General features: G+C 47.0%; 19 protein-coding genes. 4 read left to right on the top strand and 15 right to left on the bottom strand.

All coding sequences use genetic code 11. The features are described 5' to 3' along the window. Positions 1–49: 49 nt before the first annotated feature. The 3 genes from QOS03_RS01360 to QOS03_RS01350 form a co-directional block, all read right to left on the bottom strand. Positions 50–739: an ABC transporter permease family protein gene (locus QOS03_RS01360; protein WP_283575110.1), complete on the bottom strand. Its 690-nt coding sequence runs from the start codon at positions 737–739 to the stop codon at positions 50–52. Positions 740–816: 77 nt separating this feature from the next. Then, positions 817–1353, bottom strand: coding sequence for a TetR/AcrR family transcriptional regulator (locus QOS03_RS01355; RefSeq protein ID WP_283575109.1), 537 nt, complete (start codon positions 1351–1353; stop codon positions 817–819). A 138-nt stretch (positions 1354–1491) separates the two neighbouring features. Further along, positions 1492–2502 (bottom strand): zinc-dependent alcohol dehydrogenase family protein, encoded by a 1011-nt coding sequence (locus QOS03_RS01350; protein WP_169461581.1) that lies wholly within the window; start codon positions 2500–2502, stop codon positions 1492–1494. A gap of 387 nt (positions 2503–2889) precedes the next feature. On the opposite strand from QOS03_RS01350, the gene QOS03_RS01345 reads away from it, so the two are divergent. From QOS03_RS01345 to QOS03_RS01330, 4 genes are all read left to right on the top strand, one after another. Next, positions 2890–4485, top strand: coding sequence for an Nramp family divalent metal transporter (locus QOS03_RS01345; RefSeq protein WP_283575108.1), 1596 nt, complete (start codon positions 2890–2892; stop codon positions 4483–4485). A gap of 149 nt (positions 4486–4634) precedes the next feature. Then, positions 4635–5516: a hypothetical protein gene (locus QOS03_RS01340; RefSeq protein ID WP_283575107.1), complete on the top strand. Its 882-nt coding sequence runs from the start codon at positions 4635–4637 to the stop codon at positions 5514–5516. Between the two features lie 336 nt (positions 5517–5852). Beyond that, positions 5853–7658 carry a threonine--tRNA ligase gene (thrS, locus tag QOS03_RS01335; RefSeq protein ID WP_283575106.1) on the top strand — a complete coding sequence of 602 codons (1806 nt, stop codon included), beginning with the start codon at positions 5853–5855 and terminating at the stop codon, positions 7656–7658. A 160-nt stretch (positions 7659–7818) separates the two neighbouring features. Then, positions 7819–9258 carry a C69 family dipeptidase gene (locus tag QOS03_RS01330; protein ID WP_283575105.1) on the top strand — a complete coding sequence of 480 codons (1440 nt, stop codon included), beginning with the start codon at positions 7819–7821 and terminating at the stop codon, positions 9256–9258. A gap of 46 nt (positions 9259–9304) precedes the next feature. Here the strand turns inward: QOS03_RS01330 and QOS03_RS01325 are convergent, their stop codons facing one another. The 12 genes from QOS03_RS01325 to rpmH all read right to left on the bottom strand — a co-directional run bounded on the left by QOS03_RS01325 (position 9305) and on the right by rpmH (position 23846). Further along, complete coding sequence (locus QOS03_RS01325; protein WP_283575104.1) at positions 9305–10630, bottom strand: C1 family peptidase; 1326 nt, start codon at positions 10628–10630, stop codon at positions 9305–9307. A 98-nt stretch (positions 10631–10728) separates the two neighbouring features. After that, on the bottom strand, positions 10729–11337 hold the full coding sequence (gene lepB / locus QOS03_RS01320) for a signal peptidase I (RefSeq protein WP_272208787.1): 609 nt from the start codon (positions 11335–11337) through the stop codon (positions 10729–10731). 64 nt (positions 11338–11401) lie between these two features. Next, complete coding sequence (murE, locus tag QOS03_RS01315; protein ID WP_283575103.1) at positions 11402–12931, bottom strand: UDP-N-acetylmuramyl-tripeptide synthetase; 1530 nt, start codon at positions 12929–12931, stop codon at positions 11402–11404. A gap of 220 nt (positions 12932–13151) precedes the next feature. Next, positions 13152–14681: a UDP-N-acetylmuramyl-tripeptide synthetase gene (gene murE, locus QOS03_RS01310; protein ID WP_283575102.1), complete on the bottom strand. Its 1530-nt coding sequence runs from the start codon at positions 14679–14681 to the stop codon at positions 13152–13154. After that, complete coding sequence (gene asnB / locus QOS03_RS01305; RefSeq protein WP_283575101.1) at positions 14682–16598, bottom strand: asparagine synthase (glutamine-hydrolyzing); 1917 nt, start codon at positions 16596–16598, stop codon at positions 14682–14684. It abuts the gene before it with no gap. Positions 16599–16625: 27 nt separating this feature from the next. Further along, positions 16626–17852: a carboxylate--amine ligase gene (locus QOS03_RS01300; protein WP_283575100.1), complete on the bottom strand. Its 1227-nt coding sequence runs from the start codon at positions 17850–17852 to the stop codon at positions 16626–16628. Between the two features lie 108 nt (positions 17853–17960). Next, positions 17961–19883 (bottom strand): tRNA uridine-5-carboxymethylaminomethyl(34) synthesis enzyme MnmG, encoded by a 1923-nt coding sequence (gene mnmG / locus QOS03_RS01295; RefSeq protein ID WP_272217441.1) that lies wholly within the window; start codon positions 19881–19883, stop codon positions 17961–17963. Between the two features lie 11 nt (positions 19884–19894). Next, positions 19895–21286 (bottom strand): tRNA uridine-5-carboxymethylaminomethyl(34) synthesis GTPase MnmE, encoded by a 1392-nt coding sequence (gene mnmE, locus QOS03_RS01290; protein ID WP_283575099.1) that lies wholly within the window; start codon positions 21284–21286, stop codon positions 19895–19897. A gap of 155 nt (positions 21287–21441) precedes the next feature. After that, a complete protein-coding gene (gene jag, locus QOS03_RS01285) occupies positions 21442–22317 on the bottom strand; it encodes an RNA-binding cell elongation regulator Jag/EloR (RefSeq protein ID WP_283575098.1) in 876 nt (291 codons plus the stop codon). An 84-nt stretch (positions 22318–22401) separates the two neighbouring features. Then, positions 22402–23235: a YidC/Oxa1 family membrane protein insertase gene (locus QOS03_RS01280; protein WP_283575097.1), complete on the bottom strand. Its 834-nt coding sequence runs from the start codon at positions 23233–23235 to the stop codon at positions 22402–22404. A gap of 14 nt (positions 23236–23249) precedes the next feature. Further along, the gene (gene rnpA / locus QOS03_RS01275) at positions 23250–23594 is read right to left on the bottom strand and encodes a ribonuclease P protein component (RefSeq protein WP_169461568.1); all 345 of its coding nucleotides are present in this window, start codon (positions 23592–23594) and stop codon (positions 23250–23252) included. 117 nt (positions 23595–23711) lie between these two features. Beyond that, a complete protein-coding gene (gene rpmH, locus QOS03_RS01270) occupies positions 23712–23846 on the bottom strand; it encodes a 50S ribosomal protein L34 (RefSeq protein WP_003665227.1) in 135 nt (44 codons plus the stop codon). Positions 23847–24026 lie beyond the last annotated feature (180 nt).

Here is a 24026-nt window from a genome sequence, read left to right as displayed (position 1 = left end):
GACTCCTTTTTTAGTCTACTTTGAGTCTAACCTTGTTAGGCTTTTTTTGTTAAATGTTACGAACTAGCAAATCGCGTAAAAAAACGGTGATAACGATCAGCGAAATCACCATCAAAAAGGCGATCATAAACTCAAATGTCATGTTCTGCGCTGCATATCCAGGCAATTTGTCAATAAAGGTACCGGTTGAGTATTGCTTGAGATTTTTGTTTTTGACCGTCTGCTTCTGATCAGAAAAAATTCCGCTAGCCGCGAACTGATCCCCCGTTCCTTTAAGGGTCTGCCAGATTGACAGACTGCCGTAGACTACTGAAGCAATATTCAGCTTGGCATCTTTAGCAAAACCCACAACACGATATTTTTGCGTACTGCCGTTAAGCGTGATCTGATCGCCCAACCGATAGCCTTTGCTCTTTAATCCTTCATCGAGCACGACCTGATTTTTGTCATGCGGCTTGTGACCGCTACTGAGCTTCAGTTTCTTTTGGTAGATAAACTGCGAGCGGTCCAGGCCAACAAACTGAATCGTCTGCTTGTCGGTCGTTCCCTTGGCTCTTTCAATCACTGCCGGCGTCTGCCCGACTAATGCCTGATGATCGTTTAGCTTAGGCAGATCCTGCTTGGCAATCAGCGACTGACTCAGATTGATATTGGAATTCTTGTTTAAAACCACGCTCTTGGCGTCCCACGAATCGATCGCAGCCGTATTTTCATTAGCCGGCCCCAGCATCATGCCCATCAATAAACATCAAGTAGCCGATCAAGACAATCATGCCAATAATCAGACCATATCTTAACTTCTCATGACGAATTTCCTTAACGGCCAGAAACATTTTTATCACCTTCGTTTTCTAATAAGCGCTGCAGAGCCTGCAACAAGCGCTGTAAAATCATTGTCTGTTCATCGGGAAAATTCAGGCACTCCTTGATTGCCGCATGATTGATCGTCATGATGGTCCACTGCAAGGCCGAGATTTTCGAAACTGGATGCATCGGCAGTATTCCTTCATTACACCGCAGATGAAGCTTGATCAGATCATAATAGCGGCTGCCATGGACCTTTTGCACAAATTCACGCGTCTGTTCAAAATAGTCCTGGGCACTCATCAACTGGTGCGGCGTGGTTGCCACGTTTTGGTGAATATCCTGCATTGCCTTAGCATACAGATACTGATAAGCATCTTTTAAGTCGGCAAAATACTTATAGAATGCGCCACGAGCAATTTCGGCCTCTTTAACGATCCGCGCTACCTGTGCCGTTGCCAGTGAATGCTCACTAAACTCATGCAGCAGGGCCTGCTCAATTTTTTGCCGTTTTTCATGATTCAAATTTTCAAAAGTACTGGTCGGCATCTGAATTTCCCCTCCTAATTAAGTGACACCGTGTCAACTACTATGTGATCATACCGCTATAGTGACACCGTGTCAACTTTAGGCAATAAAAAACAGCCGCCATTTTGACGACTGTTTTGAACATTTTATCTAAGTGAGTTAGGCTTCTTCGCCGCCAACCTTGACAACGGCCTTGGAAACCTTGCCCAGCTTACCGCTGACAAAGTCTTCTACTTCATTGAAGGCCAGCTCATGAGAGAACAATGGCAGTGGATCAACCTTGCCGCTAGCCAGCAGTGCAATTGAGTCTTCAAACGTGTAAGGGTTGATGAAGGCACCTTGAATCGTCAACTGCTTCTTGAAAACGTCGTAAGTGTTGACAGAGAACTTAGCATCTGGATTACCAACACCAAACATCAGAACCTGAGCACCCTTGGCAGCGGCTGCCAGACATTGTTCTTGCGTCTGTGGCAGACCAACGGCTTCAACAACGATGTCAAAAGCATCGGCTGGAATTTCTTCCTTGGTTGTGTTAATCGTCTTAACGCCGAAGTGTTCGCGGTTGTTAGCCAGCTTTTCATCAGAGCGACCTGCCAGCGTTACTTCGTGAATGCCGCGTGCCTTCAGGATTTGAGCAAACAGTTGACCTTCAAAACCGTCACCTAAGACCAGTGCTTTTTGGTATGGGTGCGTAGTCAGCAGGTCAACACCGTGCATTGCACAAGAAATTGGCTCTACAACGGCTGCAGCCTTCAGGGAAACATTGTCAGGAACTTGGTAGACAACCTTGGCTGGCGCCGTGAAGTATTCTTCAAAACCACCGTCACGCGTAACACCAACTGCGTCCAAGTGTTCACACAGTTCAGGGCGTGAGGTCCGGCAGTACTTGCATTGACCACAGTAGATGTTAGGGTCAACGGTTACGCGGTCGCCAACCTTAACGTTGGTAACGGCATCGCCAACCTTGGCTACGACACCAGAGTTTTCGTGGCCAAGCACGATTGGTGGAACTGCAGAAGCAGAACCCGGCAGACCAGCGTACAGTGCCTTGTCAGTACCACAGATACCAGCGTAGGCCGTGTGAATCAAAACTTCATCTGGCTTGATTTCAGGAATGTCATATTCTTGAACGGCAAGATCTTTAATACCTTGTAATACAAGTGCCTTCATCGATTTATACCTCTTTCTTTGTGAAAACATTAATTTAAATTTTGCCAATAGTATAATCCAGGTCTCAATCATATGTCAACCGGTTATCACTATTTTTGATAATCGTTTGACATTAAGTGATCGTTTTAACTATATGATAACGCTTGATTTTCGATGATTAATTTTTTTGAATTTTTCGCGACAAAAAATCGTAAGCGTTTCAATATTAAGCATATCAAGATCGCTATCATTTGATTGCCAATGTAAAATTACTGTAAAATACCGTTAGATAGGCATTCTTCCATTGCAGGACTTTAATTTTTATGTTAGCCTAACAAAGGTGTTTTATTGCATTAAACGTTTTTTGTTGGGTAATGCAAATTTTCAATTAAGAAAGGTGGGTTTACCGTGGATAACAACACGAATGACCAACGCCGCAAGCACAAACTGATCGAGTATGCTAACGGCAAATCACTTGAAGAAATCAACGGCACCGTTGAAGTTCCTAAAGGTAAAGGTTTCTGGAAGACACTTTTAGCTTATTCCGGACCTGGCGCATTGGTTGCTGTCGGCTACATGGATCCTGGTAACTGGTCTACTTCGATCACTGGTGGTCAGGCATTCGGTTATACCTTAATGACGACCATCCTGATTTCAAGTTTGATTGCGATGCTGCTTCAATACATGGCTGCCAAACTTGGGATCGTGAGTGAAATGGACTTGGCCCAAGCCATTCGAGCTCGTACAGGGAAGGCGCTCGGTATCGTTTTGTGGATTATGACCGAGCTTGCAATTATGGCAACTGATATTGCCGAAGTTATTGGTGCGGCAATCGCCCTAAACCTTTTATTCCATATTTCATTGATTCCAGCGGTCTTCATCACAGTATTGGACGTCTTGGTTCTGCTGCTGTTGACTAAAATCGGTTTCCGCAAGATTGAAGCAATTGTTGTCTGCTTGATTTTAGTTATCCTGTTCGTCTTTGTTTATGAAGTTGCACTATCCGATCCAAACTGGAGCGCTGCTTTTGCCGGTCTGCTTCCTTCAGCAGGTGCCGTAGCAACTGAACCGCAACGCTTGGGTATTACGCCGCTGTCTGGCTCTTTGGGGATTATCGGGGCGACTGTAATGCCTCACAACCTCTACTTACACTCCGCTATTTCACAAACGCGTAAAATCGATCATACTGATGCAGAAGACATCAAGCAGACGATCCGTTTTACGGCTTGGGACTCCAACATCCAATTATCAGCTGCTTTCTTAGTTAACTGTCTGCTTTTGATCATGGGGGTTGCCGTCTTTAAATCTGGTACGGTTAAGGATACTTCTTTCTTTGGTTTGTATGAGGCATTAAGCAACACGTCAATGCTGAGCAACCCGATTCTGATCTCAGTAGCCAAGTCCGGTCTGCTGTCAACGCTGTTTGCAGTTGCGCTGTTGGCTTCTGGGCAAAACTCCACGATTACCGGTACCCTGACTGGTCAGGTTATCATGGAAGGTTTTGTTCACATGAAGATGCCATTATGGGCTCGGCGGCTGGTAACGCGTCTGATTTCTGTCGTTCCGGTACTGCTGTGTGTCGCTATGACTGCTAAGGACAATGCCATTCAGCAACACGCGGCCTTAAACATGCTGATGGAAAACTCACAGGTCTTCTTGGCCTTTGCCTTGCCATTCTCAATGCTGCCACTGCTTTTGATGACCGACAGCAAAGATGAAATGGGTGAGTTCAAAAACTCTGGCTGGGTTAAGGCATGTGGTTGGCTGTCAGTTATTTCGCTGACATTCTTAAACCTTTACAATCTGCCAAGTACTTTCGAAGGCTTTGGCATCTGGCAAAAGAGTACGGCTGATGTATTGGCTTGGATCTCCATTGTAGCTATCTTATTGCTGTTAGCTTGGACGATCTACGACATGTACAAAGGCAACAAGCGGCTCGTTGCAGAAGGCATTCATCATCCTTGGAAATCCAAAGATGATCAAAAGCCAGCTAGTCAAGATTAATAAAATAAATATTTTAATTTATCAATAAAAAACCGTTTGAACGCTTTGCTTCGAACGGTTTTTAGTATTTTTGGTGTATAATATCCTGTGTTTAGGCATCAGCCGCGTTATGCTGACTGCGCGGCCAAAATAATTTTGAGGTGAATATTTTGGACAACCACGATAATAAAGAAAAGCGGCGCCCAAGCCGAGTTGAACTATACGATCAACCAAACAAGCGCCCGGAAAAAAAGACGCATTTCTTCTTTGATAAAAAAGCTGATCGCACGGCTAAAAAAGAAGCTGCGCCAACGTTTAAATTAGATAAGCAAGCCAAGCGCTCATCGCAAAGCAATTCCGATCTGAGTATTAATGCTCAGCCAACTACTAATGGTACGCGCTCTGGCATGAACTCCCAGCCAATCAGCAATGACACTCGTTCCCGTCGCAGTCAGGATCGACTAGGCTCGCGCAATGGTCAGGCAACTGCCGCTAAAATGACCAGCTTAGGCGCTAAATCAGGCAAAAACAAGCAACCAAAAAACAAAAAGCCTGGTCATCGTCCCTTTAAAATTGCTTTGGGAATCCTTTTAGCAGTCTTGATCGTCATGGTCATCGTCTTTGCCGTCAAGCAGCAGGATCCCGTGACCGACAATTCCAGCGATACGACCGTCTCCACGTCTTCTAAGAAAAAATCCAGCAACTCAAAGAAGTCCAGCAGCCACAAAAAGAAGCATTCTTCTTCCAGCTCATCTTATGAAGCCAACTACGACACCAATGATCAGGATTCGTATTACGTACCAAGTACTACGACGAATTCATCATCTGCTCCAGCGGCCAGCTCATCCAGTCAAACAACTGCCAACAACAATAACCAAACAACCGGCAATGGCAATAGCAGCTATCAAGGCGGCAGCAACTACGGTAACTCTGGCAATAGTGGCAACAGTAGCAATAGCAACGGCAACAGCAGTTCAACCAATACCAATACGCCTTCTGAATCCGTCAGCGGCAATACCGGTGGCCCTACCCAGGATGGCGGTGCTCAATAGTCAAGATTTTCAAATCAGTCTTGACACGATCCAGACAGGTGCATATAATTCAAACTAATGACAAAGGACATGCCTGATGCGGCTAGTTATCCAGGGAGTCGGTACCTTGGCTGGAAGTACCGTTGACCAAGCACATCAGCGTACCACCTTTTTGAATTGTCACTGGCCGAGATAAGGTCAGTCGGGTCGTGCCCGTTACCACACTTAAGAGGCGACGCCATTAGTGCGCCGTAAATTAGGGTGGAACCACGCTGATTATGTTACCAACCAACGTCCCTTTGATTGTTTTAGGCAGTCAAAGGGACGTTTTTTATTACCACAAAGGAGAGATTTTAAATGGCTCAAGTTGCTGTTATGAACGTCGATGGCTCAGTCAACAAGATTGACCGCGACTCAAAAGAAAGTTTGGACGCCCTGCGTCAATTATCCGCTCTGATGCTGAAGGCTGCACTGCAAAAAGAATTTGCCGGCATTCATCTAGGTGCCGATGCGGTCGAAGAAGACGGCTTCTACGTTGACTCTGACAAAGATGAACAGCAGGTTTCTGCTGACGAACTGCCACAATTAGAAGCAGCCATCAAGTCTATTGCCAAGTCAGAAGCCAAGGTTGAGTTCAAAGAGGTCAGCGTAGATGATGCCCTGGCTAGCGTCAAGGACGATCCATTCTCAACTGAACTGATCAACGAAAACGCTAAGGACGGCAAGGTTGCCATGTATGATCTGGATGGTGTAATGGCTGTTGCCAGTGCTCCAATTCTGGTTTACGCCAACCTGGTCAAGAACTACAAGCTGCTCAGCGTTGCCGGTGCCTACTGGAAAGGCATGTCATCCAACCCAATGCTGCAGCGGATCTATGGGACGGCCTTTTACAAGAAAGACGATCTGGAAGCCGATCTGAAGGCTCGTCAAGAAGCCAAGGAACGCGACCACCGTGTCATCGGTAACCAGTTGGATCTGTTCTTTGTTGATCCTAAGGTTGGTGCCGGTCTGCCATACTGGATGCCAAAGGGTGCCACGATTCGCCGGACGATTGAATGCTATGTGATCGACAAGGAACTGGCTGATGGCTATGAACACGTCTACACGCCGGTTTTGATGAACCTGGATGCCTACAAGACTTCTGGTCACTGGGCTCACTACCGCGAAGACATGTTCCCACCAATGGACATGGGTGACGGCGAAATGCTCGAACTGCGGCCAATGAACTGTCCAAGTCACATTCAAGTCTACAAGCACCACATTCGTTCCTACCGTGAATTGCCATTGCGGATTGCCGAACTTGGAATGATGCACCGTTACGAAAAGTCCGGCGCGCTTTCTGGTCTGCAACGGGTTCGTGAAATGACGCTTAACGATGGCCACACGTTCGTTGCTCTGGACCAGATCCAAGACGAATTTGCCAAGATTTTGAAGCTGATTATGGACGTTTACAAGGACTTTGACATTACTGACTACACGTTCCGTCTTTCATACCGTGACCCTAAGAACACGGAAAAGTACTTTGCCAACGACGAAATGTGGGAACGTTCGCAATCCATGCTGAAGGCTGCTATGGACTCACTGGGTCTGGAATACTATGAAGCTGAAGGTGAAGCTGCCTTCTACGGTCCAAAGCTGGATATCCAAACCAAGACGGCCCTGGGCAACGAAGAAACGATGTCTACGATTCAACTGGACTTCATGCTGCCTGAAAAGTTCGATCTGCACTATGTTGGTGAAGACGGCAAGCAGCACCGTCCAGTTATGATTCACCGTGGGGTTGTCGGCACGATGGAACGCTTCGTTGCTTACCTGACGGAAATCTACAAGGGTGCCTTCCCAACCTGGCTGTCACCTGAACAAGTCGTTATTATCCCAGTTTCCGATGACAAGCATGGCGACTACGCTGATGAACTGGCCAAGAAGTTCAAGGCAGCTCAGATTCGGGTTAAGGTTGATCACCGGAACGAAAAGATGGGCTACAAGATTCGTGAAGCCCAAACGCAAAAAGTTCCATACACGCTGGTTGTCGGTGATGATGAACAGGCCAACAACTCGGTTTCCGTTCGTAAGTACGGTGAAAAGGATCAAAACGGTATGACCGTAGATGCCTTTATGGATGAGATTCTGCACGATATTGCAACCTACTCGCGCGAAGACTAATCAAAAAGCTGTTTGGTATTTAGCCAGACAGCTTTTTATTATTTTACAGCCCTGTTAAGCGCTTTTTTCAGCCGTTTAAATGGCAAGCTGGATAATTTATCGTTTCTAGGTCAAACGCGCTATAATGGGGGAAATTCATATTAGAAAGGTCAAAGAGCAAATGTCTCCATGGAATCGTTTCAAGAAATCAGCCTGCACGTCGATGATGGTCGGCAAACATGCTTCAACTGACGGCTCAACTTTTATCTCGCGCAACGAGGATCGTGTCAAGGCAATCGAGCCCAAGCGCTTTTTGGTGCAGCCTGCCGTTAAAGATCGTCACGCAACCTACGTCTCGGCCTATAATCAATTAACCGTGCCACTGCCAGCTGACGGTATGCGCTACACATCTACACCAAGCGTTGATCAAACCCAGGGTCCAAACGAAGAGGACGGCTTTAACGAGGCTGGTGTCGGTGAAAGTGCTACGGAATCCGTCTATGCCAATCCCAAAGTACTGGCCTATGATCCATACGTCAAAAACGGTCTGGCCGAAGACTCACTGACGACACTGGTGCTGCCCTATATCCATTCAGCTAGGGAAGGCGTTGAATATCTAGGTCGCCTAATTACCAAATATGGTGCGGCTGAAGGCAACGGTATCCAGTTTATCGATCAAAATGAGGTTTGGTACATGGAAATCGCCACGGGGCACTATTGGGTTGCCGTCCGCATCCCTGATGACTGTTATGCCGTGGCGGCCAACCAGATTGCCATTGAAGATATTGACTTTGGTGATGATAAAAATTTTGCCTGGGCAGATGGTATCCGGCTGTTTGTTAAGAATAATCACCTGAATCCTGACGATGAGCGTTGGAACTTTCGTCATATCTTTGGTACCAATACCAAGCAGGATCATCATTACAACACGCCGCGCGTCTGGTTCGCACAGCGTTATCTAAGTCCCAGCCTAACCGAGGATCAAACGCCTGAGTCAGCCGATATGCCGTTTATTCGCAAGCCCGATCATAAAATCAGCGTTGAAGACATTCAATACGTCTTAAAATCGCACTATAACGAAACGCCTTATGATCCACTGGGCAGCGGTACGCCAGAACAGCGCCGGCGCTATCGTTCCATCGCACTTTCGCGAACGGCGCAGTCGCATATTCTGCAAGCCCGCAATGACTCCTATGGTGGTGCCCAGTGCATTCAATGGGTCGAATTTGGCGTCCCGACGTTTTGTGCCTACGTTCCTTTCTTTGCCAATGTCAATGATACCGATGCCTCATACCGCGAGTTTCCAGCCAAGATGGATCTAAGCAGTGCCTATTGGTTAAATGAAGCACTGGCAAGCGTAGTTGAGAGCCATTATGCTGAATTTGCCAAAGACAACCTGAACTATCAAAATGAGCTGCAGGCCTGGGCAAGGCGCAAAATCAAAGCTATTGACGATCAAGTCGGTATGTTGGAAGGCCAGCGTCTAACCAGCTATCTGACCTCGCAGAACCATGATATTGCTAAGCACTTCAACGATCGTGCCCGCCAACACCTGTTTGATCTGCTGACCAAGGGAGCAGAACTGTCCAAGCTAACCTTTAAAATGGATCCAAATCTATAACCAAAAAAACAGCCCTGACCGGCATTTGTCGATCAGCGCTGTTTTTTTACTGCAGTGAATCCCAGGCCGTCAGTTGAACTGGTTTTTGCGTACTCAGCTGCTTGAGCTCATCACTAAGATATTTTTTATTGATAACCGCTTCATAGGTGTAGTCTTCAAACCACTTTTGAGTCATCACGAAATATCCCTTTTCGCCATTTTCCTCGCCCCATGAATTTTCGATCTTCCAGCGATCAATTTGACCATCAACTTCATTGAAGCCCGTCAGCGTCATGGCATGTGATACGCAAGCCTGTCTGGTTTCCAGTCGTTCTTTTTTGCCCATAACGTAATCAATGCCCAAAAGCTCTTCTTGATGATAAAGCTTGGCATCCATGATTCCCCGCTTGCGATCCATCTGCTGTAAGACATCATTGCCGACCCACACGGTTTCACCGGCTTTCAGCTGACTGACCACGCTCTTTTGCAACTGATCAAAAGCCACATTGACAAATTGAATCGGAATACCACCTACGACACTATCCTGCTGCGGCATTGAGTAGACCTGATTCAACTCATGATCAGGCGCATTGGTCAAAACTACGTAATCACGTAAATCAAGCTGCCAATATTGATGGAAAAATTCCAGTGGCGACAGATCAGACTGACGGTGCAACTTGTGGTCATCGTCTTCAAACTCAAGATCAAAGCGCTTTGGCGGCATGCCAAACGCATAAACCGCCAGTCGGTAAACCTCGCTGACCATTTTTTCCTTGGCAGCCAGAACCGCAGCTTGATCAGCGTGCTGCTCATTGATCATTTTACGCAGCACTAATGCGTCTTTATGCATCAGATCTTTCATTACTGCAGCAATGTCATCGGTGTTCTTGGTGTTATAAGTATCTGGCATTGCATATTCAGGTACGACGCCATACTTTTCAATGATCGAAGCGGCATTGGCCCATTGCCCGCCATCATTTTCAGCAAAGGCAACGTAAAAATCGACCAGACGATCATGAAATGGCAAACTGGCCGTCGCAATGATATTTTGCAAAAACATGTTGGCCCGTTCAACCCGATCCCAGAAAAACAAATAGTTCTGCGACAGCTCAAAATCCTTAAAGTGATACTGATTGGCAAATAAATGACGCAGCGTGTTCAGCGCGGCAAACGACCAGCAGCGACCACTGTGCCGTTGATTGCAGACTTTCCCCGTCTTGACTTCATATGAAAAAACGCGGTGATTGCGTTGACTGACGTTTTGGTCCTCGCTGGATGCCTTGATGCCGTTTTTCATTACCGTTCTTGCGATAATTTTCGCATCCGGTCGTGCATTAAAATCAGCCTCATAGCTTTGAATCTGAGACAGCGTTAATTTTTTAAATTCAGACATATTGAATCTTCCTAACTTGATTAGCTTTTCTAAATTATCTTAATGCATGTGTTCAACCAAATCAAAAACAGCGTCCTCGTTAAAGAACGCTGCTGATGTTAGTTGTCGGCAAAGAAATGCTTCCATTGCTGATTGATATTGTTTTTGGCCGGTTGCTTACGGTTCCAGAAGCCAACCTTGACGACACCGACAATCTTGCTCTTTGGCACAAAGCCCCAATAGCGACTGTCATTGGAGACGCTACGGTGATCCCCCAAAACAAAGTATTCACCCTTTGGTACCTTGTAGGCTCCATTATGGGAAACCCAGCTGTTTTCCTGGGAAATACTGTGCAAGGTCCACGTTCCGGTACCACTGGAACGTTCACTCTTGCTGATGTAGCTTTGGTTGACCTTCTTGCCATTGACATAGAGATTGCCATTCTTGGCTTCCACCGTATCGCCAGGCAGACCGATGACCCGCTTGACGTATTCGGTCTTAACGGAAACCTGTGGATCAACGCCATTGGCATCAAATACCACTACGCTGCCACGGTGAATCTTCGCCTGTTTTAAGCAGACCACCCGCTCGTTGTTCTGTAAGTTGGGCTGCATTGACGGACCATCAACCCGTACGAACTGAAACCCAAACTGTTTGATTAAAAGTGCCAGCAAAAGGCCAATCGCAATCGGTACGATCCAACTCATTAATTCTTTAAAAGCTTTCATCAAAATTGCTCCCAGATTAGTTTTCTAACGGCAATTTTAATACACTTTTACAGAAACTAACAACTTATTCATCATATTCGCGCATCAATTTTTGTGTCAGCTGATAATCGCCAACGTATGGAATATCGTGTCCCTTTTCATGCATGAACTGCTCACGACCTTTGGCGGCCATAAACATCACGTCACCAGGCCGCGCCAGCTTAAAAGCATCCTGAATGGCAGCTGCCCGATCCACGTTGATATGCACTTCAGCTGTCGGATTATCGATATGTGACTTGATCTCCTCATCAATCTTGTGCGGATCTTCAAAGAAGTTGTCTTCACTGGTCAAGATTGCCACATCGGCATATTTGGCCAGTGCCTCACCGATATCCTTACGGCGCGACTCAGCCTTGCCGCCAGCCGCACCGATTACCACGATCAAGCGGCCGTTGGGATACGTGTTTTTCATGTATTTAAAGCTTTCGTTTAAGCTTAGGTAGTTGTGCGCATAATCAACGCAAGCCAACAGCCCGTGGTGATTGCTGAGAATCTCCATGCGGCCAGGTACCGTTGTTTCTTCCAACCCCTTGGCAAAAGCTGCTGTATCATCACTGAACTGACGACCCACGATCAGTGCTGCCAGAGCATTGCTGTCGTTAAACGTACCTGGAATATTGATCTTAAACTCACCATTAAGCTCAGGCTGGCAGCTGCTAAACGTCGCCACGTGAAACTCATGCGGCGAATCGACTACATAACGATAGTCGGCATTAGACTGACTGCTGCCAAATGAGATTACCTGATTGCCAGCAGCCAGCGCTTTTTGGGCCAACAGCTCGTAATAAGGACACTCACGATTGATGATCACCTTGGATGAGTTGAGCATCAGCTGACTCTTACAGTACAGGTAGTCTTCAAAGCTTGGATGTTCCACCGGACTGATATGATCAGCGGCAATATTTAAAAAGACGCCGATATCAAAATGCAGTCCATAGACCCGTGACTTTTTGTAGGCCTGACTGGAAACCTCCATAATCAGATACTGCATCCCATTGTCAGCAGCCTGACGCATCATGCGAAAAAGGTCCAATGATTCTGGCGTTGTCAAATGAGCCTCTTCAAAATGCTCGCCATCAAGACATTCAGCAATTGAAGACAGCTGGGCCACCTTTTGGTTAAAGACCTGGTTCATTAAATGACGCGTAAAATAGACCGACGTTGTTTTCCCTTTGGTTCCTGTAAAGCCGATCACCTTTAGCTCTCGCTGCGGGTTGTTGTAAAACTCGCGCGCCAACAGAGCCATTGCTTTTTGGACGTCATTGACTACCAGCTGAACGAATTGATCTTGATCTTTGCCGGCATAGACGTTTTCAGTCACGCAGGCAACGGCTCCCTTTTCAATCGCATCCTCCAGATATTTTTCGTTAAAGTGCAGTCCCTTGCACATAAACAGCGTTTCCGGTGCAATGCGGCGCGAATCATAGGACAAGAATTGAAGCTTGCGGTCCTTGAGGTTGGCTGGAATCTCAAAGCGCCAGTCATTATCGATTACGATTTCGCGCAGCAATTGATCCTGTTTTAAAATGTTGGCAGCTTGATTAAGCGTCAGCATTTCTCCCCCACCTTTCATTTAAACGTTCATTGTCCTTCGATCATATTTCGTATTCTGGCACAAGATTATGAAAAAAATACGAAATCGTAGCGAAAGCACCAAGAACTTGTTTTTAAGATGTCTTTAAAAGACGACAATAAGGTCCAGTCTGTATACGCACCACAGACTGGACCTTATTTTCAGTTAACTGTCAAAGTATCGACTTCCCTAACAGCTATATTTAATTATACGCTTTCATCAACTGTTCTGTCAGCTGGTAATCGCCGACATAAGGCTTATCATGACCATTCTCGCGTAAGAACTGTTCCCGTCCTTTAGCGGCCATAAACATGACGTCACCAGGCCGCGCTATTTGAAAAGCAGTTTTGATGGCTTCTTCACGATCGATAATTTCATGAATCTCAACGTGAGGATCCACGATATGATCGCGAATTGCCTGAATAATCTTTTTGGGATCTTCAAAGTAGTTGTCATCTTCAGTCAGGATGGCCACGTCAGCATATTCAGACAAGGCTCGCCCAATATCCTGCCGCCGTGACTCAGCTTTGCTGCCAACTGAACCAGTAACCACGATCAAGCGGCCGTCTGGATATTCATGCTTTAAGAACTTGAAGCTCTCACTCATGCTTAAGTAGTTATGGGCGTAGTCGACACAGGCCACATAACCTTTTTCATTCTTTAAGATCTCCATGCGGCCCGGTACTTTGGTTTCTAAAAGCCCCGCCGCAAACTCACTGGTTTTGTCGCTTAGCTGCGCGGCGACTGCCAAAGCCGCCGTTGCATTACTGCAGTTAAACGATCCTGGCAGCATGACCCGAAAATCGCCATTTACGGCCGGCAGCTGGTCATTAAACGAAGCAACCTTGAAGTTACCATGCTCGCCTAAGGTAAAACGATAGTCGGCATCAGACTCATCGCTGCCATAGGTGATCAATTGGTTGCCAAAGGCGTGCGTTTTTTGGGCTAACAGATCAAAGTAAGGCATCTCACGATTGATGATCATTTTATCGGCATTTTTTACCAACTGGCTCTTGCACCAAAGATAGTCGTCAAAGCTTGGATGCTCAACTGGGCTGATATGATCACGCGAAATGTTCAAGAAAACGCCGATATCAAAATGCAGACCATCAACCCGCGACTTCTTGTAGGCTTGACTAGAAACCTCCATTACCAGATACTTCATCCCGTTGTTGACCGCCTGGCGCATCATCCGGTACAAATCTAATGATTCAGGGGTGGTCAAATGCGATTCGATAAAGTTTTTGCCATCCAGGCACTCGGCAATCGAAGAAAACTGCGCCACCTGATTGTCAAAGACATGCGCCAAAATGTGCCGCGTAAAGTAGACTGAAGTCGTCTTGCCTTTGGTACCGGTAAAACCGATCAGCGTCAGCTCTTTTTCGGGATCGCCATAAAAAGATCTTGCCACCGTTGCCATGGCTTTTTGCACATCGGTAACGACAATCTGCCAGACGTTCTGCCCAGCCAGCTCCTCATCATACACCTGCTGAGTCAGACAAGCTGTGGCGCCTTTTTTGACTGCATCCACCAGATACTGCGGGTTAAAGCGCTGACCCTTGCAGATAAAAAGCGTCTGCGGCTTAATTGCGCGCGAGTCATACGAAAGCTCCTTGAACTCAAGATCGGCAATTTTTTCTGGTACATCATACAGCCACTGACCGTCAACGATGATTTCCTTAAACAGGTCTCGTTCCTTGAGAGCGGCTACCGTCTGTTTAACCGTCAGCATTTAGTTCGCCGCCTTTTGCTTGGTTTGATCAATTGCTGATTCATCAGGCTTGAAGTTGTCGATAAAGTACAGCTTGTACCAGACTAAGAACGTGTAGACGGTCCAGATTTTACGCCGATCGTCAGTCTTGCCTTGGAAGTTGTCTTCAGCCATCTTCAAGATCTTGTCTTGATCAAAGAATTCTTTGACAAAATCCTGGCTGAATAGTTCGCGAACTTCTTGGTAGTACTTGTCTTCACGCAGCCAGGCCCGAATTGGCGTAGGAAAGCCCATCTTAGGCCGCGTTGCCCATTCTTCTGGCAGGTGACGGTTGGCAGCCATCCGGAAGGCCCACTTGGTACCCTTAGCGTTAAACAGGTACTTGGTTGGCGTGGTCTGAGCAACCTTCATCATTTCACGGTCCAGCAAAGGCACCCGCAGTTCCAGCGAGTTGGCCATACTCATCTTATCGGCCTTCAGCAAAATATCACCTGGCATAAAGCAGTGCAGATCAAGGTACTGCTTTTTGGCAACCTCATCAATATCTTTGTCTTCAACCTTGTCGTAATATGGGTCAACGATCTGCTTAACCGTTGGACCACAGTCAAATTCAGGCTGCAAAATGCTTTGGGCCTGTTCTGGACTGAAGATATAGGCTTCACCAATAAAGGTGTCACGGGCTGGCGCCAGGTTGGCATACATGTGCGCCTGACCATGGAAATGCTTGTTTTTAAGCTTTTCGGCAATCTCGTAGCGCTTTTGCCGCGGCTTTTTCTTTAGTTGATCGGTAATCCAACGAATCAGCTTGGACTTGGTGTAGAAGCCATAATCAATGTAGCCGGCAAACAGCTCATCAGCCCCTTCACCTGAAAGCATCGCCTTGTAGCCGTTGTCCTTGGCCAACTTGGTCAAAAAGTACAGCGGTACGACGGATGGATTAGAGTCCGGTTCATCCAGGTAGTATTGAATCAACGGGAAGGTGTGAAAGGCTTCTTCATTGGTCAGCTTGGCATCTGTGTTTTTCAAATTCAGCTTGGCAGCCAGCTCACGTGCTTCCTTGGTTTCATCATAGGTACTGTCAAAGCCGATTGAGAACGTGTTGTCAGGACGCATCATGGCCGTAACATAGCTGGAGTCGACCCCGGCTGAAAGAAATGAACCGACTTTAATACCCTTGTCGGCAAAAGAGTGCGCCTTAACCGATTCGGTAACGGCAGCTTCAATCTTGTCAACGGCCTCATCAAAGGTCTCATCGGCTGGCTCAAAGTCCTCATCCCAGTATTCGGTCATCGAGAACTGACCATCCTTGGTGTAGTGGAAAGAATGACCTTCTGGCAGCTTGTAGACACCCTTGAAGAACGTTTCCCGGGTAATTGGGTATTGGAACGTCAGATATGGTTTGAGCGCTTCTTTGTTCAGCTGCTTGTCAAAGCTTGGGTGTTCCAAGAAGGCCTTGATTTCTGAGCCGACAAAGAACGTCCCATTCATCTTGGCGTAATACAGCGGCTTGATGCCGAAGTGATCGCGGGCCCCAAACATTTCTTGGGTTTGTCGATTCCAGATAACAAAGGCAAACATTCCCCGCAGCTTCTTGCAGACATCATCGCCCCATTGCTCATAGCCATGCAGAATGACTTCCGTGTCCGTCTTGGTCGAGAAATGGTGGCCGGCAGCAATCAGTTCTTCACGCAACGGCTGGAAGTTATAGATCTCACCATTAAACAAAATGGCCAGATTTTCGTTTTCATTAAAGATCGGCTGCTTACCGCTCTTAACATCAACGAAACTCAAGCGTCGATGTCCCAAAGCCGCGTGTTCATCGACGAATTGGCCAGCATCATCGGGACCACGGTGGATGATCCGGTCCATCATTTTTTGAATCAGGCTTTCTTTGACTTGTGGTTTTTCATTATCCACAAATGCAACAATTCCACACATAATGACTCTCCTATGTTCTTGAATAAATTAGCGCTGCACGAAGTATTCCTTGTACTTCTTAGGCATTAATGAAAAGGCGTAGTGCATCAACAGCCGTTGCTTGAGCGTATCATGCTTGTCAAAGGCCGTCGTACCCCAATTGCCGGATTCGAGCATCTGCTTGGCGCGTTCCTTGTCTGGGCCTTCTTTAGCATACTTGTAGAAGACTTTCTTAGGCACGCTCAGCCACAGCTTGTTGCCATCCGCGTAGTCGGTGTGATCGTATGGTCGATGATAAATAGCATCGTCGACCACGTACTTGGCTAAGTTATAGCCGTTTAACGTGCAGTAGTAGCTGCTGCGGCCTTGACGCAAATTGATCTCAAAGATCTTGAACTTGCCATCACGACGATCGTACTTCATGTCAAAGTCTGCAAAGCCAACGTACTTGATTTCTTCCAGGAACTTTTGAATCGTTTGATAGATTTCCATGTTCTTTTCCGGAATGATCACCATGTAGTTGCCGACTGCCACTGGCGATGGATCTTCCAGCAAGGGATGACCAAGACAGATCATGCGTACCTTGTGATCCTGACCAACATAGGCGTTGACCACGCGCATGTTGGAATCATCGCCGGGAATAAAGTCTTGGGCGATCAGCTTTCCGGTATAGCCGGCCTGAGCAATCTCAGGCAGCAGCTTATCAAACTGATCCCGCGTATCCAAGACATAGGCCTTTTTGCGATCGGCAAAATGAATGTCCAGCCAGGCGATACTGTCAGAAGGCTTCAAGGCAATCGGAAAATCAAACGGCAGCTCAATTTCTTTTGGCTTTGTAAATTCAGCAGCTTCGATCAGCTTGGTCTTTGGATATGGCAGACCATACTTTTCAGCAGCTGCATAAAAGGTTTCTTTCGTACCCAGTTTTTGAAACATATCGTAGTCAACGTATGGACAGACGAACCATTGCTTCAACTCATCCAAGTGCTTGGCGATCAGTTCCGTGTAGCCATCTCCGCAAGACAGCAGCAAGTATTTTTTATCTGGCTTTAGATCCTTGGCAATCTCGCGCATCGACTTGATAAAGCCCGGATCTTCGTTAAAGCCCTCGATCACATGCACATCAGCCAGCTTGGTGTAGCGAGTTGGCGCCATATGCGTAACCCCATAGGCAATGCTTTTGATTCCATAGGCTTCATAAAAAGAACGTGCCATGCCATAGCAGTTAAAGTCCGTTCCCAGCAGAATCGGCTGGAAATCAATTTGATCATTCACTTTAAAATCATCCTCATATTTTTCTAGTGATACTGTCATTGGCGCTTTAAAAAACGCCCTCTGAAACTTTAATGATAATCCAAACCCAAGACGCCTTCAAGAGATTCTCTAATCCTTAAGCTTTGCTAAACGTCCTTGACGTAAGTAGACACTCAAAATTGCCAGGTCAGCTGGGTTGACGCCGCTGATTCGCGATGCCTGCGCCAAAGTTTCGGGCCGAATCTTCTCCAGCTTCTGACGGCCTTCCGTAGCCAGGCCATCAATTGCCGAGTAGTCCAGGTCAGCTGGAATCTTTTTAGCTTCCATGCGCTTCAATCGTTCTACCTTGACTTCTTCTTTTTTGATGTAGCCTTCATACTTCAATTGAATTTCAACTTGTTCAATTACTTCGCGGCTGAGTGGCTCGTCAGGATCAGGAATCAATTCCATCAGTGTTTGATAGTCAACATATGGGCGCTTCAAAAAGTCGGCAGCCGCAATAGCATCTTTCAATGGATTGTCGCCGTGCGCTTCAATCAGATTATTGGCCGCCTCGTTGGTTGGCTTGATCCGAATCTTCTTCAAGCGTGCAATCTCGGCTTCAACCAATGCCTTTTTGTGCTCCATCTTGGCCAAACGCTCATCAGAAACCAAGCCGATTGCATGACCTTTTTCCATTAAGCGCAGATCAGCATTATCATGACGCAGAATCAAGCGATATTCAGCACGACTGGTCAGCAGACGATATGGCTCTTTGGTGCCCTTGGTTACCAGGTCATCAATCATGACGCCGATGTAAGCATCCGAGCGTTTCAAGACAAATGGTCCTTTGCCCTGAGCGCGCAGACCGGCATTGATTCCGGCAATCAATCCCTGGCCGGCAGCCTCTTCATAACCAGATGTCCCATTGGTCTGCCCAGCTGTAAACAAGTTCTTGATTAGCTTGGTTTCCAGCGTTGGGTGCAGCTGGTATGGTGCTACCACATCATATTCAATGGCATAGCCCGGCCGCATCAGTTTGGCATGTTCCAAACCTTTAACGGAATGCAGCATTTTTTCTTGAATCTCTTCAGGCATTGAGGTTGACATGCCATCAACGTACCATTCATCAGTATCGCGGCCTTCTGGTTCCAAAAAGACCTGGTGACGATCCTTATCGGCAAACCGAACGATCTTATCTTCAATTGAAGGGCAGTAGCGTGGACCGACCCCTTCGATCACTCCGGTAAACATTGGTGCTCGATCGAGATTGTCGCGAATGATCTGATGCGTAGTCGGATTAGTGTAGGTCAGCCAGCAAGAAATCTGGTCACTGACCGAGATGTATTGACTGTCTGGCGTATCAAAACTGAAATGATGCGGTTTTTCGTCACCTGGCTGTTCCTCGGTAACCGAATAGTCGATCGTATTGCCGTTGATGCGTGGCGGCGTCCCCGTCTTAAACCGCTGCAGATCGAAGCCCAGTTCTTCCAGATTCTCAGACAGCTTGGTCGCTGACTGCGTATTGTTTGGACCAGACTCATACATCAATTCGCCAATGATGATCTTGCCGCGAGCTGCCGTTCCTGTTGCCAATACCACAGCCTTGGCAAAATAGCGGGCCCCGGTATTGGTAATGACTCCTTTGCAGACGCCATCTTCAACCACCAGCTGATCTACCGTGGCCTGCCGCAGCGTTAGATTAGGCGTTTCTTCCATCGTCTGTTTCATGGCTCGGTGATAGGCATGCTTATCGGCCTGAGCTCGCAACGCACGGACAGCTGGACCTTTCCCCGTATTGAGCATCCGCATCTGAACATAGGTCTTGTCGATATTGTGGCCCATTTCACCACCTAAGGCATCAATCTCACGAACTACGATGCCTTTAGCCGGTCCCCCAACTGATGGATTGCACGGCATAAAGGCAACCATTTCCAGACTGATCGTCAAAAGCAGCGTCTTGTTGCCCATACGTGCCGCCGCCAATGCCGCTTCTGATCCTGCATGACCTGCACCTACAATAATTACGTCAAAGCTGCCGGCATCAAACGGCTTACCTTGTGAAATCTGCATTTTTATCTCCTTTACTTTCCTAGACAGAACTGGCTGAACAATTGATCCAGCAATTCATCTTGATAGCTGTCACCGGTAATCTCACCCAAAAGCTCCCAGCATCGCGTCATGTCAATCTGTACCAAATCAACCGGCATCCCAGCTGCAATGCCGCTCAAAACGTCATTCAAAGCGTCATTAGCTTGATGAAGCAGGCCAATATGACGGGCATTGGTCACCATAACGGTATTTTGTGAGCTTTCGATTCCTTCATCAAAGAACATATGGCTGATTGCCTCACCCAATTCTTCCATTCCTTGGTGTTCAACGATTGAGGTTTTAATAATCCGATCGCCATTGATCAATTGACCTAATTCATCCAAATCGATCTTATTTGCCAAGTCGGTCTTGTTTAGGATCACAATGCGTGGCTTGCCAGCCGTCAGCTTGATCAGTTCCCGATCTTCATCGGTTAATGCATTGGAGCTGTCGATCAAGAGCAGTACCAGATCTGCCGTGTCAATCGCTTGACGACTGCGTTCAACGCCAATTTTTTCAACCGTATCCTCAGTATGGCGAATTCCGGCCGTATCAATCAGTTTCAACGGTACGCCTTCTACGTTGACGTACTCTTCAATTACGTCACGTGTGGTTCCGGCCACATTGGTCACGATCGCCTTATCCTCATGCAAAAGTGTGTTAAGCAGACTGGACTTGCCGACGTTTGGCCGACCAATGATCGCCGTTGCCAGACCATCTCTCAAGACCTTACCTTGCTTGGCAGTCTTTAAAAGGGCCTGAATGCGCTGCTGAACCTCTTGGGCTTTTTCTTTCAGCATCTTGGTCGTCATTTCTTCAACCGCGTCGTATTCTGGATAGTCAATGTTAACCTCAACCTGGGCCAAAACGTCTAAGATATCCTTACGCAAGGTCTTGATCAAGCGGGACAGATCACCATCCAGCTGGTTGAGAGCGACCTTCATTGATTTGTCAGTTTTGGCACGGATCAGATCCATCACGGCTTCAGACTGCGAAAGATCCAACCGACCATTTAAAAAGGCCCGTTTGGTAAACTCACCCGGTTCAGCCAGTCGTGCCCCATGGCTAAGCGTCAGCTGCAGAATTCGGTTGGTGGCCAGCAGTCCGCCATGACAGTTGATTTCAACAACGTCTTCTCGGGTGTAGGTATGTGGGGCCCGCATGATTGAAACCATGACCTCATCAACTTCCGTATCACTGTCGGGATCAACGATGTGACCATAGTTAATGGTGTTGGTTGCCACCTTTGCCAGATCCTTGCTGCCGTGATACAGCTTTTTGGCGACTTCAATTGCTTCATCGCCACTGATGCGGATAATCGAGATGCCACCTTCACCGGCTGGGGTTGAGATGGCTGCAATCGTATCAAATTCTGAATTTGCCATTTTCTGCTCCTTTCCGCTGCCAATAAAAAAAGTGCCGAGTCCACGCCCTTCCCCAATCTGGGAGCAACATGGTCAAAGCACTTTCACTACTCTAACTAACGGTAAATTCAATTAACATCGCTATTTTAGTTTTTCAGCGTTTGGTTGTCAATCAATTAATTCTTTGGGGCCACGACAACGCTGCGGTAAGGATCTCGACCATGCGAATAGGTCTTGACCCGTGGATTGTCTTCTAAGACGCGGTGCAGATACTTACGCTCACGAGCCGGCATTGGATCCAAAAAGACTGCCTGACCCGTGGCAATCACCTCGGTTACGCAGCGCGCGGCCAGTTTTTCCAATGACTGCTGCCGCTTCTTGCGATAGTTTGACGTATCCAGTACCAAACCGGGATCGTCAACGCCATGGTAGTTCAAAAAGGCCGTTCCCAGTTGTTCTAAAGCATTGATTCGCCGCCCATGAAAACCAATCACGCGTCCCGAATTATCAGCCTGCAGATCAATTGTCAGCTCATGAGCCTTAAGCTTGACGATCTCAGGCTTAGCCACTACGCCTAATGCTTTTAAAACGTCTTTAAGATACTCACAGAGGGCCTGGGCAGCCTGCTTCATCTTTTGCACATTGATCTGATGGCGACGCTCCATTTCCTGTGCATCAATCTCATCGGCCTCATTGACTTTGCACTTTAAATTCGCTGATGGCTTGCTGCTTTGTTTACCGGCTTGATTTAAGGCCGATTCAGCAGTCGACTCAATCTTGGCTTTTGGCTTGATCGATGCTGGCTTGGCAGTCATTTCAGTATTTTGATCCACCTTGAAAGCAGCGTGCTCAGTAATCGGCTTTTGCTTTGGCTGAACCTGAGCAGGCTGTTTTAATGCTGCCTTAATTTTGGCATTACGATGACCAATCCCTAAAAAACCGCGCCGTGGCTGCTCTAAAACCTGGATTTCAAGCTGATCACGATCGGCTTGAAAGGCAGTTAATGCGGCAGCAACTGCCTCATCAATGGTCTGCGCCTCAAAAGTTTCCATAGTGAATACTCCCCCTCAATGTAAAAGACGTAAAAGACATTATCAAAAAAGAGCGGTCAAACCCGCCCTTATACCCAATTCCAATTATTTACGCTTGCTACGGTAGGCCTTGCGCTTGGCCTTGGCAATCTTGTTGCGGTGCCGGCGCTCAGCAGCCTGCTTTTCTTCCCGTTCCCGACGAATCTTGAATGGGTTTTGGAAGATCAGCACCTGCAGAACTTGAAAGGCATTGGATACTACCCAGTAAAGCGTGATGGCTGAACTAAAGCCCAAAGCCATGAAGAAGACCATGATTGGCATAAACCAAGTCATTGATTTAGTCATGGCATTTTGTTCTGGCATGGAAGCCATCGACAGCCAAGAACTGATAAACGTAAACAGAGCCGCCAGAATCGGCAGAACATAGTATGGATCAGTGTGTCCCAACTGCAGCCATAAAAAGCTCCCGCTGCGTAAAACGTGCGTCCGCCAGATGGCTTGATACAATGCCCACATAACCGGCAGCTGAACCAGCAGTGGCAGCATCGAGGCAAATGGGTGCACGCCGGCATCCTTGTAGAGCTTTTGTTGAGCTGCCTGCATCTTTTCCAGTGATTCACGATCGCGTCCAGGATACTTCTTTTGAATCTCCTTAAGCTGCGGTGCCAATTCCTGCATCTTGACCGACATCTTGGTTTGGTACACCATCAGCGGCAAAATAACAATCCGCACGATAATCGTAAAGATGATGATCCCCATTCCATAGCCGCCAAAGTTGTTGGACAGCCAAATAATGAATCGTGAGCAGTTATAGATGATGCAATGATCCCAAAAGCCGGTACTATGACTATTAATCGGTGAATTGGAGCAGGCGGCCAAAAAGACTGCCAAGCCCATAATTCCCGCCAGGCTTAAGATTTTCTTGTGTCCTTTTCTCAAAGTGCGATCCTCTCTTAATCTTCTTTTAACAGATGGGCCAGTTTCATTGCATGAACCAGGTTCTTTTTAACCTCAGCCATTTCCAGACCATCGGCAGCTGGCCGCGCGATGATCAAAAAATCAACGTCAGACTTGATCTCAGGCTTGACTTCCAGCAGCGTCTGTCGGATGCGTCGCTTCAGCCAGTTGCGGTGGACGGCATTTCCAACCTTCTTGCCAACTGAGATGCCGACTCTGAAATGCTTTTGTCCTGGTTTCTCCATTTGATAGATGATGAATTTTCGATTGGCTACGGAATTATGAGTTTCAAAGACCCGCTGAAATTCACTTTCCTTTTTTACTCGGTATGACTTTCGCATGTTCGCTCCAACCTTTATAAATACAAAAAGGGCTGAGGCACAACCGCACGTAATGCAGTGGATGAATGCCCCGGCCCCTTTTAGAAAAAAAGCCACTAATTTAAATAGTGGCCGATTTTATGCAGATAATACTTTGCGGCCCTTTTGACGACGACGAGCCAATACCTTGCGGCCGTTGCTCGTGCTCATACGCTTGCGGAAGCCGTGAACGCGTGCGCGGTGACGCTTCTTTGGTTGAAATGTGCGCTTCATTGAGTGCACCTCCTCGCTTGTATTTATTATTTTTATTTACAGTCCAAAAAGACAATCTCTTCAAACATACTTTTGAAGTATAACACATCCCGCGCCAAGAATAAATGATTATCTTGCGTTATTTTGGCGTTTTTTATCTAATCTATCCCCCATAGTTATCCCCAATTTTTTCCACAATTA

Source organism: Limosilactobacillus pulli (assembly GCF_947381555.1).
GTDB lineage: Bacteria > Bacillota > Bacilli > Lactobacillales > Lactobacillaceae > Limosilactobacillus > Limosilactobacillus pulli.
This window is presented reverse-complemented; position numbering and strand designations above follow the sequence as displayed.

What these genes read in the sequence shown, in the direction of transcription:
- QOS03_RS01360 (WP_283575110.1), bottom strand. Translation starts at nt 739, where the DNA reads ATGGGCATGATGCTGGGGCCGGCTAATGAAAATACGGCTGCGATCGAT.
- lepB (WP_272208787.1), bottom strand. Translation starts at nt 11,337, where the DNA reads ATGAAAGCTTTTAAAGAATTAATGAGTTGGATCGTACCGATTGCGATT.
- QOS03_RS01350 (WP_169461581.1), bottom strand. Translation starts at nt 2,502, where the DNA reads ATGAAGGCACTTGTATTACAAGGTATTAAAGATCTTGCCGTTCAAGAA.
- mnmE (WP_283575099.1), bottom strand. Translation starts at nt 21,286, where the DNA reads ATGGCAAATTCAGAATTTGATACGATTGCAGCCATCTCAACCCCAGCC.
- rpmH (WP_003665227.1), bottom strand. Translation starts at nt 23,846, where the DNA reads ATGAAGCGCACATTTCAACCAAAGAAGCGTCACCGCGCACGCGTTCAC.
- rnpA (WP_169461568.1), bottom strand. Translation starts at nt 23,594, where the DNA reads ATGCGAAAGTCATACCGAGTAAAAAAGGAAAGTGAATTTCAGCGGGTC.
- asnB (WP_283575101.1), bottom strand. Translation starts at nt 16,598, where the DNA reads ATGTGTGGAATTGTTGCATTTGTGGATAATGAAAAACCACAAGTCAAA.
- murE (WP_283575102.1), bottom strand. Translation starts at nt 14,681, where the DNA reads ATGCTGACGGTTAAACAGACGGTAGCCGCTCTCAAGGAACGAGACCTG.
- mnmG (WP_272217441.1), bottom strand. Translation starts at nt 19,883, where the DNA reads ATGCAGATTTCACAAGGTAAGCCGTTTGATGCCGGCAGCTTTGACGTA.
- QOS03_RS01325 (WP_283575104.1), bottom strand. Translation starts at nt 10,630, where the DNA reads ATGTCTGAATTTAAAAAATTAACGCTGTCTCAGATTCAAAGCTATGAG.
- thrS (WP_283575106.1), top strand. Translation starts at nt 5,853, where the DNA reads ATGGCTCAAGTTGCTGTTATGAACGTCGATGGCTCAGTCAACAAGATT.
- QOS03_RS01330 (WP_283575105.1), top strand. Translation starts at nt 7,819, where the DNA reads ATGTCTCCATGGAATCGTTTCAAGAAATCAGCCTGCACGTCGATGATG.
- QOS03_RS01355 (WP_283575109.1), bottom strand. Translation starts at nt 1,353, where the DNA reads ATGCCGACCAGTACTTTTGAAAATTTGAATCATGAAAAACGGCAAAAA.
- murE (WP_283575103.1), bottom strand. Translation starts at nt 12,931, where the DNA reads ATGCTGACGCTTAATCAAGCTGCCAACATTTTAAAACAGGATCAATTG.
- jag (WP_283575098.1), bottom strand. Translation starts at nt 22,317, where the DNA reads ATGGAAACTTTTGAGGCGCAGACCATTGATGAGGCAGTTGCTGCCGCA.